The sequence below is a fragment of the Streptomyces sp. NPDC006283 genome, from assembly GCF_040613325.1.
Lineage (GTDB): Bacteria > Actinomycetota > Actinomycetes > Streptomycetales > Streptomycetaceae > Streptomyces.
This window is the reverse complement of record NZ_JBEXRZ010000191.1, coordinates 1-14,127: the sequence shown is the minus strand read 5'-3', so window position 1 is coordinate 14,127 and position 14,127 is coordinate 1. Positions and strand designations below refer to the sequence as shown.

Annotated in this window: 12 protein-coding genes and 1 pseudogene; all 13 read left to right on the top strand. The window is 70.0% G+C overall.

Going from position 1 to position 14,127, the window contains the following annotated elements; all coding sequences use genetic code 11:
• A pseudogene (locus ABZ070_RS28740) lies at window positions 1–202 on the top strand (dihydrofolate synthase); the annotation flags it as partial.
• 7 nt (window positions 203–209) lie between these two features.
• The gene (locus tag ABZ070_RS28735) at window positions 210–557 is read left to right on the top strand and encodes a DUF4233 domain-containing protein (protein WP_356638249.1); all 348 of its coding nucleotides are present in this window, start codon (window positions 210–212) and stop codon (window positions 555–557) included.
• A gap of 126 nt (window positions 558–683) precedes the next feature.
• A complete protein-coding gene (gene ndk / locus ABZ070_RS28730; RefSeq protein ID WP_356638248.1) occupies window positions 684–1,097 on the top strand; it encodes a nucleoside-diphosphate kinase in 414 nt (137 codons plus the stop codon).
• A 255-nt stretch (window positions 1,098–1,352) separates the two neighbouring features.
• A complete protein-coding gene (locus ABZ070_RS28725) occupies window positions 1,353–2,372 on the top strand; it encodes a rod shape-determining protein (RefSeq protein ID WP_356638250.1) in 1,020 nt (339 codons plus the stop codon).
• Window positions 2,373–2,501: 129 nt separating this feature from the next.
• Window positions 2,502–3,557 (top strand): rod shape-determining protein MreC, encoded by a 1,056-nt coding sequence (mreC, locus tag ABZ070_RS28720; protein ID WP_356638247.1) that lies wholly within the window; start codon window positions 2,502–2,504, stop codon window positions 3,555–3,557.
• 13 nt (window positions 3,558–3,570) lie between these two features.
• Entirely contained in the window at window positions 3,571–4,242 is a 672-nt protein-coding gene (gene mreD / locus ABZ070_RS28715; protein WP_356638246.1) for a rod shape-determining protein MreD, read from the top strand.
• A gap of 16 nt (window positions 4,243–4,258) precedes the next feature.
• On the top strand, window positions 4,259–6,424 hold the full coding sequence (mrdA, locus tag ABZ070_RS28710; RefSeq protein ID WP_356638245.1) for a penicillin-binding protein 2: 2,166 nt from the start codon (window positions 4,259–4,261) through the stop codon (window positions 6,422–6,424).
• A 3-nt stretch (window positions 6,425–6,427) separates the two neighbouring features.
• Complete coding sequence (rodA, locus tag ABZ070_RS28705) at window positions 6,428–7,627, top strand: rod shape-determining protein RodA (protein ID WP_356638244.1); 1,200 nt, start codon at window positions 6,428–6,430, stop codon at window positions 7,625–7,627.
• Between the two features lie 114 nt (window positions 7,628–7,741).
• Complete coding sequence (locus ABZ070_RS28700) at window positions 7,742–9,259, top strand: CYTH and CHAD domain-containing protein (RefSeq protein WP_356638243.1); 1,518 nt, start codon at window positions 7,742–7,744, stop codon at window positions 9,257–9,259.
• Between the two features lie 52 nt (window positions 9,260–9,311).
• On the top strand, window positions 9,312–11,237 hold the full coding sequence (locus ABZ070_RS28695; protein ID WP_356638242.1) for a TIGR03960 family B12-binding radical SAM protein: 1,926 nt from the start codon (window positions 9,312–9,314) through the stop codon (window positions 11,235–11,237).
• Between the two features lie 137 nt (window positions 11,238–11,374).
• Window positions 11,375–12,586, top strand: coding sequence for a hypothetical protein (locus ABZ070_RS28690; RefSeq protein ID WP_356638241.1), 1,212 nt, complete (start codon window positions 11,375–11,377; stop codon window positions 12,584–12,586).
• A 123-nt stretch (window positions 12,587–12,709) separates the two neighbouring features.
• Window positions 12,710–13,489, top strand: a complete 780-nt coding sequence (locus tag ABZ070_RS28685; RefSeq protein ID WP_356638240.1) for a TIGR03936 family radical SAM-associated protein — start codon at window positions 12,710–12,712, stop codon at window positions 13,487–13,489.
• 231 nt (window positions 13,490–13,720) lie between these two features.
• Window positions 13,721–14,127: hypothetical protein (locus ABZ070_RS28680; protein WP_356638239.1), on the top strand; the 407-nt coding region annotated here is incomplete at its 3' end.

Below are 14,127 nucleotides of genomic sequence, written 5' to 3'. Positions count from 1 at the left end.
CCCACGCTCTTCCGTTCGGGCCGCGGTCGCCGTGGAGGTCTTCGGTGACGAGCGGGTGGCCGCCGCGCCGCGCCCCCACGACGCGCTGGAGGCGGCGATCACGCTTGCCGAGGAGGAGTCCGAGTTCGCCGGCGCGGGTGTGCTGGTGACGGGTTCCGTGATCACGGTCGGCGAGGCCCGGCTGCTGCTGGGAAAGGGCTGAGTTCGACGTGCGTACGCTCTGTGCATCGACGCTGATCGGCGAGTTCTTCGTCATCGGCTTCGCCGGTCTGGTCGCCATGAAGTCGGACGACGCCTCGATGGCGGTGGTCTGGACGGTCTGCGGTGTCGCGATGCTGCTGTCGCTGCTGCTGTGCGGCATGATCACCCGTCCCGGCGGGATACAGCTCGGCTGGGCGCTGCAGATCGCGCTGATCGCCAGCGGGTTCGTGGTGCCGGCGATGTTCTTCCTCGGCGTCCTCTTCGCCGGTCTGTGGTGGGCGTCGGTCCACTACGGCCGCAAGATCGACGAGGCGAAGGCGAAGTGGGCGGCGCAGGCGGAGACGGCCGAACCGTAAGGACCCGTGGCGTCCGTGTCGCGGGCGGGCTGCCGCCCTGGGGGGCGGGGCGGGTGACGCCCCCCACGTCACACCCGGTAATGTCGGCCCAACCGCACACATCTGGCCTGCAAGGAGCCGCACACCATGACTCAGCGCACCCTCGTCCTGCTCAAGCCGGACGCCGTCCGTCGTGGACTCGTGGGCGAGGTCATCGGCCGCATCGAGCGCAAGGCCGACTGGAAGATCACCGCGCTTGAGCTGCGCACGCTCGACCGTGCCACCCTGGAGCAGCACTACGCCGAGCACGTCGGCCGGCCGTTCTACGAGCCGCTCGTGGAGTTCATGCTCTCCGGCCCGGTCGTCGTGATGGTCGTCGACGGCGAGCGGGTCATCGAGGGTGTACGCCGCCTGGCGGGTCCGACCGACCCGATTGCCGCCGAGCCGGGGTCCATTCGGGGCGACTTCGGCACGATCGTCCGGGAGAACCTCATCCACGCCTCGGACTCCGAGGAGTCCGCCATTCGGGAACTGAAGATTTTTTTCCCGGGTCTTTCCTGACATCGCGTCAGCCGAACAGCGCTCTTGCCCTGGGGCGACCGATGGAATTTCGGTCGCCCTTCGGCATAGGCGCGGGTATTGCGGGAACGCATCGCTCCGACGCATCGTCACCATAAACAGAGGTGGACCACCGCGCGGTCTCCGTGCAGGCGGCACTACGATGTAAGCCACCACGCCACAGCACCCACCTCGCCATCCTGATAAGCCATCAATGCTCGATTTGGGAAGGCCAGACGCATCCTCATGGGGAACAACATGTCGTTCATCGGCCGTGACATGGCTGTCGACCTCGGGACCGCCAACACGCTGGTGTACGTCAGAGGCCGGGGGATCGTTCTCAACGAGCCGTCCGTCGTCGCCATCAACACCAACACGGGCGGCATTCTCGCGGTCGGCGCCGAGGCGAAGAAAATGATCGGCCGGACACCGGGCAACATCGTTGCCGTCCGGCCGCTGAAGGACGGCGTCATCGCCGACTTCGAGATCACGGAGCGGATGCTCCGCTACTTCATCCTGAAGATCCACAAGCGTCGGTACCTCGCCCGGCCCCGCGTCGTCGTCTGTGTGCCCTCCGGCATCACGGGAGTCGAGCGCCGCGCCGTCATCGAGGCGTCGACGCAGGCCGGCGCCCGGCAGGTGCACATCATCGAGGAGCCCATGGCCGCCGCCATCGGCTCCGGTCTTCCCGTCCACGAGGCCACCGGCAACATGGTGGTCGACATCGGTGGCGGCACCACTGAAGTCGCCGTGATCTCGCTCGGCGGAATCGTCACAGCACAGTCCATCCGCGTCGCCGGCGACGAGCTGGACAACGCGATCATCCAGCACATCAAGAAGGAGTACTCGCTCCTCCTCGGTGAGCGGACCGCGGAAAGCATCAAGATCACCATCGGTTCCGCGTACGAGATGGAGAAGGACGAGCACACCGAGATCCGCGGCCGTGACCTCGTCTCCGGTCTGCCCAAGACCGTCGTCATCTCCGCCGCGGAGGTCCGCAAGGCCATCGAGGAACCGGTCAACGCGATCGTCGACGCGGTGAAGACGACGCTCGACAAGTGCCCGCCCGAGCTTTCCGGCGACGTCATGGACCGGGGCATCGTCCTCACCGGCGGTGGGGCGCTGCTGCGCGGCCTCGACGAGCGGCTGCGCCACGAGACGGGCATGCCGATCCACATCGCGGAGGACCCGCTGGACTCGGTCGCGCTCGGATCCGGCAAGTGTGTCGAGGAGTTCGAGGCGCTCCAGCAGGTTCTGGACGCCCAGCCGCGGCGTTAGACGGTCGGACAATTCGCCGAACGGGGGCTGTGAGGCCCCCAGATGGGGTCCTCCCCGCCTCCGACACCGGGGAAGGATCGTTGCTCTACCGATACGACCATTCCTACGAGGAAGGCACGGCCGCCGCACGTGAGGGACACAAAGGAGAGCCGGCTGCTCCTGGTGCTGCTGATCGCCATCGCGTTCGCCTTGATCACGGTGGACATCCGCGGCGGCGAGGAGTCACCGGTCGACGGCGCCCGGCAGGCCGCAGCCTCCGTCTTCGGGCCCGTGGAGAACGGCGTCGCGGCCGCCGTCGACCCGATCGGCAACGCGATCGGGGCGGTCCGGGACTCCGGTGACCGCCACGACCGCATCAAGCAGCTCCAGCTGGAGAACGCAGAGCTGAAGCAGCGCCTCGGCAGCGACGACCGCAACCGCAGCCGGCTGCGCCAGCTCGACGGCATGATCAGGACCGCGGCGGCCGGCCAGTACGGCATCAAGGGGGCCGAGGTCATCGCCATAGGAGCCGCCCAGGGCTTCTCCTGGACGGTGACCATCGACATCGGTGCCGAGGACGGCATCAAGCGTGACATGACGGTCATCAACAACGAGGGGCTCGTCGGCCGGGTCACCACCGTCGGCTCCCGCACCTCGACCGTCCTGCTCGCCAGCGACCCGGACTTCACCGTCGGCACCCGCATGGAGAAGACGGACGAACTTGGCTTCGCGACCGGCCAGGGCGACCGGCCGCTGCTGGTCCAGCTCCTCAACGGCAAGTCGAAGGTCAAGAAGGGCGACCGGCTGGTGACCTTCGGCTCACAGGCCAACAAGCCGTTCGTGCCGGGCGTCCCGGTCGGTGAGATCGTGCGGGTGGACCCGGCGCGAGGCGACCTCACCCGGAACGTCTACGTGCGCCCCTACGTCGCCTTCAGCAAGCTCGACGTCGTCGGTGTCGTCGTCCAGGCGCCGCTCGACGATCCCCGCGACACCGTGCTGCCGCCCAAGCCCGAGGCCCCCAAGCCCACTCCCACCGTCACGGTCACGGTGACCCCCGGGGTGTCGCCCGACGGCGACGAGGCACAGGGCGAGAACAACGGCGAGGCGGAGGAAGACGGCCAGGCACAGGAAGACGGACAGGCGCAGGACGAGCAGGACCCCGGCGCCGGTGACGGCGACGCCACAGGCCAGAACGACGACAACTAGGAGCTGATCCGTCATGCGTTTCAACCGGATGCTGCTCTCGACGGCGCTCGTCGTGGTCGCCCTCGTCCTCCAGGTCTCCGTCCTTTCCCGCCTCCAACTGCCCGGCGCCGTCCCCGACCTCATGCTCCTCGTCGTCCTCGGACTCGCGATGGTCTACGGACACATGGCCGGCGCCTTCATCGGATTCGGAGCCGGCCTGCTCGCCGACCTCGCCCCGCCCGCCGACCACGCGGCCGGCCGCTATGCGCTCGTCCTGTGCGTCATCGGCTATTTGGCCGGTCTGGTCCGCCCCGAGAACGGCCAGCCGCTGCGGTCCGCCACCGGCCCGATGGCCGTGGTCGTCGCCGCGGCCGTCGGCTCGACGCTGCTGTACGCCATGGTCGGCGCCCTCGTCGGTGACACCGCCGCCCGCCATGTGGGTCTGACGAGCCTGCTGCTCACCGCCGTCGTCTACGACCTGCTGCTCGCACCCTTCACCGTGCCGCTGATCATGTGGCTCGCCAGACGCAGCGACAACGATCCGCTCGCCGACAGCCAGAGTTCCAACGGCGCCGATGTCGCGGCGGGTTGGCTCGCCTCCGGCACGGGCCTGCGCATCGGCGCCCCTCGCGGCGGACTGCGCCTCAAGGCGGCGAAGACACGGGCCGCCCGTGCCGGGCGCATCAAGGGAGTGAAGCGACTGTGACCGAGGGGGCAGCGGTATGAGCAACATCCCGGAGACCGGGCGGACCCCCCGGGTCCAGATCCGTCTCGTCATCATCCAGGTACTCGTCTTCTCCCTCCTCCTCACCCTCGGCGGTCGGCTCTGGTACCTCCAGATCCGCAACGGCGAGGAGTACACCGACGAAGCGAAGAGCAATCACGTGCAGCGGGTCGTCCAGCCCGCCGTCCGCGGTTCGATCCTCGACGCCCGCGGTGTGCCGCTGGCCGACAACGAGACCCGCCTCGTGGTCTCTGCCTCCCGCACCGCGCTGATGAAGATGAAGGACGACGGCAAGGCCGTCCTCACCCGGCTCGCCGGCGTCCTCGGCATGAAGCCGAAGGAGGTCATGGACAAGGTCCGGCTCTGCGACTCCGAGACGCCGCAGCCCTGCTGGAACGGCTCCCCGTACCAGCCGATCCCGGTCACCGACGAGGCCACCACCCAACAGGCCCTGCAGATCCGTGAACGGACGGAGGACTTCCCCGGCATCACCGCCGAGCCCACCGCCGTCCGCCGCTACCCGGCGCCCGTCAAGGCGCGGAGCTCGCAGGTGCTCGGCTATCTGTCCCCCGTCACCGACGAGGAGATCCAGAAGGCGAAGGACAGCGACTCGCCGTTCCTGCGCTCCGACCAGGTCGGCCGTTCGGGCCTCGAGCGCAGCTACGACGAACAGCTGCGCGGCAAGGCGGGCGTCACGTCGTACGAGGTGGACAAGCTCGGCCGGGTCATGGGCCAGGCCGAGGCGGATCCAGGTGTGCCCGGCTCCCACCTCGTGACCAGCATCGACGCCCGTGTCCAGGCCGTCGCCGAACGCGAGCTCCACCAGGCGATGAAAAAGGTCCGGCAGGAGACCGACAAGATCACCGGCCGCCCCTACGAGGCCGACGCGGGCGCCGTCGTCGTCATGGAGTCCCGGACCGGCCGAGTGGTCGCCATGGCCTCCCAGCCCGACTACGACCCCAACGCCTGGGTCGGCGGCATCTCCGCCAAGGACTACGCCAGGCTCACCGGCAAGAGCTCCAACTACCCCCTGCTCAACCGGGCCATCCAGGGCCAGGCACCCGCCGGCTCCGTCTTCAAGGTCGTGTCGGCGAGCGCGGCCGTGCGCGCCGGCTACCCCTTCGACGGCCGCTACAACTGCACCAGCTCCTACAGCATGGGCAACCGGAGCTTCGCGAACTTCGAGTCCCAGGGGCACGGCCCGATCTCCCTCGGAGACGCCCTCAAGTTCTCCTGCAACACCGTCTTCTACCGCCTCGGCCACGAGGAGTGGAAGCGCGACGGCGGCCTCAAGCCGAAGAAGAACGCCCACGACTGGTTCTACCGGACCGCCCACGACTTCGGATTCGGCTCCGAGACCGGCGTCGACCTGCCGAACGAGGTCACCGGCCGTGTCCCCGACCGGCAGTGGAAGAAGAGGTTCTGGGAGGCCAACAAGGACACCTGGTGCAAGCAGGGCAAGAAGGGCGGGACCTTCGTCGAGCAGATCGCCTACGAGAGCTGCCTCGAAGGCAACCAGCTGAAGGCCTACGACAGCATCAACTTCTCGATCGGCCAGGGCGACGTCCTCATCACCCCCATCCAGCTGGCCACCGCCTACGCCGCCATCAGCAACGGCGGCACCCTCTACGACCCGACCATCGGCAAGGCCGTGATCAGCCCCGACGGCAAGAAGATCGACGAGATCAAGCCCAAGGCCCACGGCAAACTGCCGGTCGGCGCCGAAACCATCAAGGACCTCGACAAGGGCCTGCGCTCCGTCGTCACGCCCGGCGGCACCGCCGCCTGGAGGTTCGGCGGCTGGCCGCAGGACAAGATCCCGATGCGGGCCAAGACCGGTACCGCCCAGGTCTACGGCAAGCAGACCACCTCGTGGTTCGCCACCTACACCGACGACTACACCATCGTCATGACGATCTCCCAGGGTGGTACGGGCTCCGGCGCGTCCGGCCCCGCGGTGCGCAACATCTACGACGCGATGTACGGGCTGGACAAGGAAGGCAACCAGGACCTGAAGAGGGCTCTGCTTCCCAAGCCCCAGCAGACCCTGCCCAAGATCTCCCCGGACGGCTCGATCGAGGCGCCGGAGGTCAAGCCCTACGTGCCTCCGAAGCCGAAGGACACCGAAGAATTGCTCGCGGGCCCGCCCGCGTGGAGGGACTGAGCCATGGCCACAGGCGGCTTCACCGTCTCCGGTTACGGCCCCGCGCGCGGCGGGCTCTGGAACAGACTCACCGCCCGCGACTCCGTCGTACGCAGGCTCGACTGGCCGATCCTGTTGTCCTCGATCGCGCTGTCGCTGCTCGGGGCACTGCTCGTGTGGTCCGCGACGCGCGGCCGCACGGAGCTCAACCACGGCGACCCCTACTACTTCCTCGTCCGGCACCTCCTCAACACCGGTATCGGCCTGGTGCTGATGATCGGGACGATCTGGCTCGGCCACCGGACCCTGCGTGGGGCCGTCCCGTTCCTGTACGGGCTCTCCGTGGTGCTCGTGGTGCTCGTGCTCACCCCTCTGGGTGCCACCATCAACGGCGCGCACGCCTGGATCCAGCTGGGTGGCGGCTTCTCCCTCCAGCCCTCGGAGTTCGTGAAAATCACGATCATCCTGGGGATGGCGATGATGCTCGCCGCCCGGGTCGACGCCGGCGACCAAGTGCATCCCGACCACCGCACCGTCGCCAAGTCGCTGGGCCTGGCCGTGCTGCCGATGGTCATCGTCATGCTGATGCCGGACCTCGGCTCGGTCATGGTGATGGTGGTGATCGTCCTCGGCGTGCTGCTGGCCTCCGGGGCGTCCAACCGCTGGATCTTCGGGATCATGGGCGCCGGAGCGGCCGGGGCGGCCCTGGTCGCGTTCCTCGGGCTCCTCGACGAGTACCAGCTCAACCGTTTCGCCGCGTTCGCCAACCCCGAGTTGGACCCGGCGGGTGTCGGCTACAACACCAACCAGGCGCGGATCGCGATCGGCTCGGGCGGACTGTACGGCGAGGGCCTGTTCAACGGCCACCAGACCACCGGCCAGTTCGTGCCGGAACAGCAGACCGACTTCATCTTCACCGTCGCCGGTGAGGAACTCGGCTTCCTCGGGGCCGGCCTGATCATCGCGCTGCTGGGCGTCGTGCTCTGGCGCGCATGCCGCATCGCCCGCGACACGACCGAGCTCTACGGCACGATCGTCGCCGCCGGGATAATCGCCTGGTTCGCCTTCCAGTCCTTCGAGAACATCGGCATGACCCTCGGCATCATGCCCGTGGCGGGTCTGCCGCTGCCGTTCGTCTCGTACGGAGGCACGTCGATGTTCGCGGTCTGGATCGCGGTCGGACTGCTCCAGTCGATCCGCGTCCAGCGCCCGATAAGCGCATAGCCCGCAGTCCCGCTCGTCCGCCCCCGGTCCCGCGACGGACGAGGCCGGGGAAAAGGCCGGACGGGCCGACCGAGTGACCTGCCGCCGAGCCGACTCAGCGACTAAATTCGGGGCATGGCGGACACCAAGCGCGAGATCGAGCGTAAGTACGAAGCCACTCCCGACACGCCTCTGCCCGACCTGAGAAAGGTCCCCGGAGTCTCGGACGTCGTAGCCAAGGGCGTCGCCGACCTGGACGCGGTGTACTACGACACGGCCGACCTGAGGCTCGCCGCCGCGGCGATCACGCTTCGGCGCAGGACCGGCGGCAGCGACGCCGGATGGCATCTCAAACTGCCGGTCGCCCCCGGCGTGCGTGACGAGATCACCGCGCCCCTGTCCGACCTGCTGCCCGACCCGCTTGCCGCGCTCGTGCGCGCACACACCCGCGGGGCCGAGATCGTGCCCGTCGTACGACTGCTGTCCTCGCGCGACGTGCTCCACCTCGTCGACGCCGACGGCGCTCTGCTCGCCGAGCTCAGCAGAGACGCGGTCGTCGCACAGCGCCTCACCGACGGCAACCGCACCGCCCAGTGGGACGAGATCGAGGTCGAACTCGCCGACCGAGGAGATCCGGCCTTCCTCGACGCGGTCGACAAGAAGCTCCGCAAGGCAGGCGTGCTGGCGGCCGACTCGCCGTCCAAACTCAGCCGAGCCCTCGCGGAGACGGGCTCCGCGCCGGAGGAACCCCCGGCGGCCCGAGCGCCGCGGACGGCCGGCGACCACGTGCTCGCGTACCTCCGCGACAAGCGGGACGCCCTCGTCGCCCACGACCCCGGTGTACGCCGGGACGTGCCCGACGCGGTGCACCAGATGCGCGTGGCGACCCGCCGCCTGCGCAGCGCCTTCCGCAGCTACGGGAAAGTCGTCGACCGCGCGGTCACGGGCCCCCTGGCCGACGAGCTCAAGTGGCTGGCCGCGGAGCTGGGGGTCGCCCGTGACCACGAGGTGCTCACCGAGCGGCTGCGCTCCGCAGTGGACGCGCTGCCCGACGAACTCGTCCTCGGCCCCGTGCACGCCCGGCTGCGCGTCCGCTCGGCAGGAGGCGGCGCGGAGGCGCAGCAACGGGCCGTCGCCGCCCTGGACAGCGGGCGCTACCTCGCGCTGCTCGACGCCCTCGACGCGCTGCTCGCGGAGCCGCCGCTGCGGAAGGCAGCCTCCCGCGCTCCCGAGGACGTGCTGGCGAAGGCCGTCCTGAAGGACTACGCCCGCCTGTCCACCCGTGTCGAGCACGCCCTCGACCTGCCCCCCGGCAGGGAACGGGACCTGGCCATGCACGAGGCCCGCAAAGCCGCGAAACGCGCCCGCTACGCGGCAGAGGCAGCCAGGCCCGCGCTCGGAAAGCCGGCCAAACGGATCGGCAAGCAGGTGAAGGCCGTGCAGAGCCTCCTCGGCGAGCACCAGGACAGCGTCGTCGCACGGGAAGCGCTGCGGGACCTGGCCATCCAGGCGCACGCGGCGGGGGAGACCGCATTCACCTGGGGCCTGCTGTACGGGCAGGAGCAGGCGGGCGCCACGGACAACGAGCGCGAGCTTCCGGAGGTCTGGCGGAGGGCGTCCCGCCCGAAATTGCGGGCGGCCCTGAGAGGCTGAGCGCCAGGGTACGCTTGAGGGTCACCCCTGCCAGCTCATGAAAGTCGCGTAGATGTCTGCCGAGTCGGTCTTCCCACAGCTCGAAGCGCTGCTCCCGCATGTGCAGAAGCCCATCCAGTACGTCGGCGGTGAGCTGAACTCCACCGTCAAACCGTGGGAGTCCTGCGACGTCCGCTGGGCGCTCATGTACCCGGACGCCTACGAGGTCGGTCTGCCCAACCAGGGCGTCATGATCCTCTACGAGGTGCTGAACGAGCGGGAGGGCGTGCTTGCCGAGCGTACGTACAGCGTCTGGCCCGACCTCGAGGAGCTGATGCGCGAGCACAAGGTCCCGCAGTTCACCGTGGACAGCCACCGCCCCGTCGGCGCCTTCGACGTCTTCGGGCTCAGCTTCTCCACCGAGCTCGGCTACACCAACATGCTCACGGCCCTCGACCTCGCGGGCATCCCGCTCGAGTCGAAGGACCGCACGGTCGACCACCCGATCGTCCTGGCCGGCGGCCACGCCGCCTTCAATCCGGAACCGATCGCGGACTTCATCGACTGCGCCGTCATCGGCGACGGCGAGCAGGCCGTCCTCGACATGACGGAGATCATCCGCGCCTGGAAGGCCGAGGGCCGTCCGGGTGGCCGCGAGGAGGTCCTCTTCCGCCTCGCGAAGACCGGCAACGTCTACGTCCCCGGCTTCTACGACGTCGAGTACCTGCCCGACGGCCGCATCGGCCGGGTCGTGCCCAACAAGTCCGGTGTGCCGTGGCGGGTCTCCAAGCACACGGTCATGGACCTCGACGAATGGCCGTACCCGAAGCAGCCGCTGGTCCCCCTCGCCGAGACCGTCCACGAGCGGATGTCCGTCGAGATCTTCCGCGGCTGTACCCGCGGCTGTCGTTTCTGCCAGGCCGGCATGATCACGCGCCCCGTGCGGGAGCGAAGCATCACCGGCATCGGCGACATGGTCGAGAAGGGTCTCAAGGCGACCGGCTTCGAGGAGGTCGGCCTGCTGTCGCTGTCCTCCGCGGACCACAGCGAGATCGGCGACATCGCCAAGGGCCTCGCCGACCGGTACGAGGAAGACAAGATCGGCCTGTCGCTGCCGTCGACCCGCGTCGACGCGTTCAACGTCGACCTGGCCAACGAGCTGACCCGCAACGGCCGCCGCTCCGGTCTCACCTTCGCCCCCGAGGGCGGCTCCGAGCGCATGCGCAAGGTCATCAACAAGATGGTCTCCGAGGAGGACCTGATCCGTACGGTCTCCACCGCGTACGGCAACGGCTGGCGGCAGGTGAAGCTGTACTTCATGTGCGGTCTGCCGACGGAGACCGACGAGGACGTGCTGCAGATCGGCGACATGGCGGTCAAGGTCATCGCCGAGGGCCGCAAGGTCTCCGGGCAGAACGACATCCGCTGCACGGTGTCCATCGGCGGATTCGTGCCCAAGCCGCACACGCCGTTCCAGTGGGCGCCGCAGCTGAGCGCCGAGGAGACCGACGCACGGCTGGAGAAGCTGCGCGACAAGATCCGGGGCGACAAGAAGTACGGCCGCTCGATCGGATTCCGGTACCACGACGGCAAGCCCGGCATCGTCGAGGGCCTGCTCTCCCGCGGCGACCGCCGCGTCGGAGCCGTCATCCGCGCGGTCTACGAGGACGGTGGCCGCTTCGACGGCTGGCGCGAGCACTTCTCCTATGACCGCTGGATGGCCTGCGCCGACAAGACGCTGCCGGACTTCGGCGTCGACGTCGACTGGTACACGACGCGGGAGCGCGCCTACGAGGAGGTCCTGCCCTGGGACCACCTGGACTCCGGTCTCGACAAGGACTGGCTCTGGGAGGACTGGCAGGACGCGCTCGACGAGACCGAGGTCGAGGACTGCCGCTGGACGCCGTGCTTCGACTGCGGTGTGTGTCCGCAGATGGACACGCACATCCAGATCGGCCCGACGGGCAAGAAGCTGCTGCCGCTGACGGTCGTCAAGTAGCGCCGGCCGCACAGCACCGCTCGGGGGAGGGCCCGGCCACGGGGAGATCCGTGGCCGGGCCTTCGTCCGTTCGCGAGAACCCCGGGCGAAAGCGCAGGTGGTGGATCCGTACGGGGCTGTGCGGCGTCCTTCCTGACATGGACTTGGAAAAGCCGTCGCAGGGACCTGCCGACCAGCGCCACGCCGCGCCCGTGGCACCGAGGGACTACGAGCCGGGCGACGGCTGCCTCGCCGAGGTCATCAGGATTCCGGTACGGATCGTGGTGGTCCTCGTCGTCCTCCCGGTGCGGATGATCTGGGACGTACTGATGATCTGCGGGCGGACCGTGCACAAGGTCCTGCTGCGGCCGCTGGGACGGGCCGTCGGCTGGTTCCACGAGAAGGTGGTCACCCCGATCGCGCTCGGCGTCGCCTGGCTGGCCGTCCTCGTCGGCAAGCTGCTGTTCGTCTGGCCGTGGGTCGGTCTCTGGCGGTACATGGTGGTGCCGGTGGTGACGTACGGACTGGTCGTTCCGGCGGTGTGGGTGTACCGGCGGTTGCTGACCCCGCTCGGCCACGGCATCGCCTGGATCGTCGAGCACCTGCTCGTCGCACCGGCGCGATGGACCTACCGCGCGCTGCTGGCCCCGCTCGGCCACGGCGTCGCGGCCGTGCTGGCCTGGCTGGGCAAGGCGCTGTTCGTCTGGCCGTGGGTCGGTCTCTGGCGGTACGTGGTGGTGCCGGTGGTGACGTACGGGCTGGTCGTTCCGGCGCTGTGGGTGTACCGGCAGTTGCTTACCCCGCTCGGCCACGGCATCGCCTGGCTGGCACGCGGCATCGGGTACGGCATCGCCGCCGTCCTGCGCGGACTGTGGGCAGCAGCCGAGTGGCTGGTCACGACCCTGCTCGTCACCCCTGCGGCCTGGCTGTACCGGTACGTCCTCGCCCCCGTCGGCCGCGAGATCGCGGCGGCGGTCGCCGTGGCATGGCGGATCGCCGGTTACATCTCGCGTGCGGTCGGCCGCGGACTGAAGTGGCTCGCGTGGAACCTGGTGGGCCGCCCGGCGAGCTGGTTCTACCGCGGCGTGCTCACCCCCGTCGGCCACTTCGTGCGCGACACCGTCTGGCGGCCCGCCAGGAAGGCCGCCGTCGAGACCGGCCGGGCGACGCGCGCGGCGCTGCGCCGGGCCGGTGAAACCGTGCGCCAGGCACGGCGCGACGCATGGCGGGCGCTGGGTGGCACGCCCCGCGAGCCGCGGCCCGTGGCGGGCTTCGGGGGCCAGGCGCGTAACCTGGGTGGCAGACAACAAACACAGACCGTTCCCGGCGCGGCGGCCGAACCCGAGATCTCCCTGCACAAGCGGGGGTGAACCGCTCGGCCCCCGGGGAGCACCCCGCACGTTGAGGACGGCGCGTCACCCGCGCCCGTCCCGCACCGAGGAGAAGAACCACTGGGCAAGCGACAGCCCGAAGGCCCGCCGCCCGCACCTGCGGTGCAGCGCATCCGACTGCGCTACACCAAGCGCGGCCGCCTCCGGTTCACCAGCCACCGTGACTTCCAGCGCGCCTTCGAGCGGGCCCTGAGGCGTGCCGAGGTGCCCATGGCGTACTCGGCGGGCTTCACCCCGCATCCCAAGGTGTCGTACGCCAATGCCGCACCCACCGGCACGGGCAGCGAGGCCGAGTATCTGGAGATCGCCCTCACCGCGCACCGCGACCCGGACAAGCTGCGTGAGCTGCTCGACGAGTCGCTGCCGGGCGGGCTCGACATCACCGACGCGGTCGAGGCCCGTACCTCGGGCCTCGCCGACCGGCTCACCGCCTCCGTGTGGGAGCTGCGCCTGGACGGTGTCGGGCTCGAGGAGCTCGAGAGCGCCGCTGCCGCCTTCCTCGCCGCAGAGACCGTGGAGGTCCAGCGGAAGACGAAGAACGGCATGCGGACCTTCGACGCCCGGGGTGCCGTCGCCGCCCTCGAAGCGGCTCCGGCGGCGTCCGATAGGCCCGGGGACAGGCCCTGTGCGATACTGCGCCTGGTTGTTCGGCACGTAACACCTGCCGTGCGACCCGACGACGTCCTGTCCGGTCTCCGAGCTGTGGCCGACCTGGCGCCGCCGGTCCCCGCAGCGGTGACCAGGCTGGCGCAGGGGCTCTTCGACGAGGAGTCCGGCACGGTGACCGACCCGCTCGCGCCCGACCGCGAGGCAGTCCTGGCCGCACCATCCACGGCCGCCGGGACCGCCCCTGCGACGGCGCCGGAAGGTCCCGCCGCGTAAGGACGGTCGTCGAGCGCAGCCCTGGTACTCGGGAGCCACCTGGGTCGGGCAGCGCGATGACACAGGAGACTTTCGCCAGGCCGTGCGTACATCGCGTACGGAACCGGCGAGCCAGACATCAGCTCCCGTGCGGCGCCCGCGCCCCGGACGGCGGCACCGCGCACATCACGCGGGCCGCGGCCGGACCGGACCAGGCGCGGCGCCCGGGAGCGTGACGGGAGAACTGCCCGCATGCTCGAGCCGAACGAATCCGGCACCGCCGGAAACAACGACAACGAACAACACAACGACTCGCCCAGCGACACGCTGCCGCCGCGCCGCAGGCGCCGCGCCGCGTCGCGTCCCGCGGGCGCGCCGAAGGCCGCAGAGGCCGCCGGGACCGGAGAGGCCACGCAGGCGCAGGCCGCGGAAGCCGTCGTCCCGGCCGTCGCCGCCGTGGGCGCGGTGGTGGCCGGATCGGCCGAGGCGGCCGACGCGGAGCCCGCGGCCGACGCCGCGGCCGCCGAGGAGGCGCAGGTCGCCCAGGCGGTGACCGCCGCGCCGCGAGCACGCCGTCGTGCCACACGTAAGGCGACCGCCCCGGCGGGCGCCCCGCAGGCCGCCGAGCCCGCCGAGGAGACCGCCGCTCCGGCCGAGGC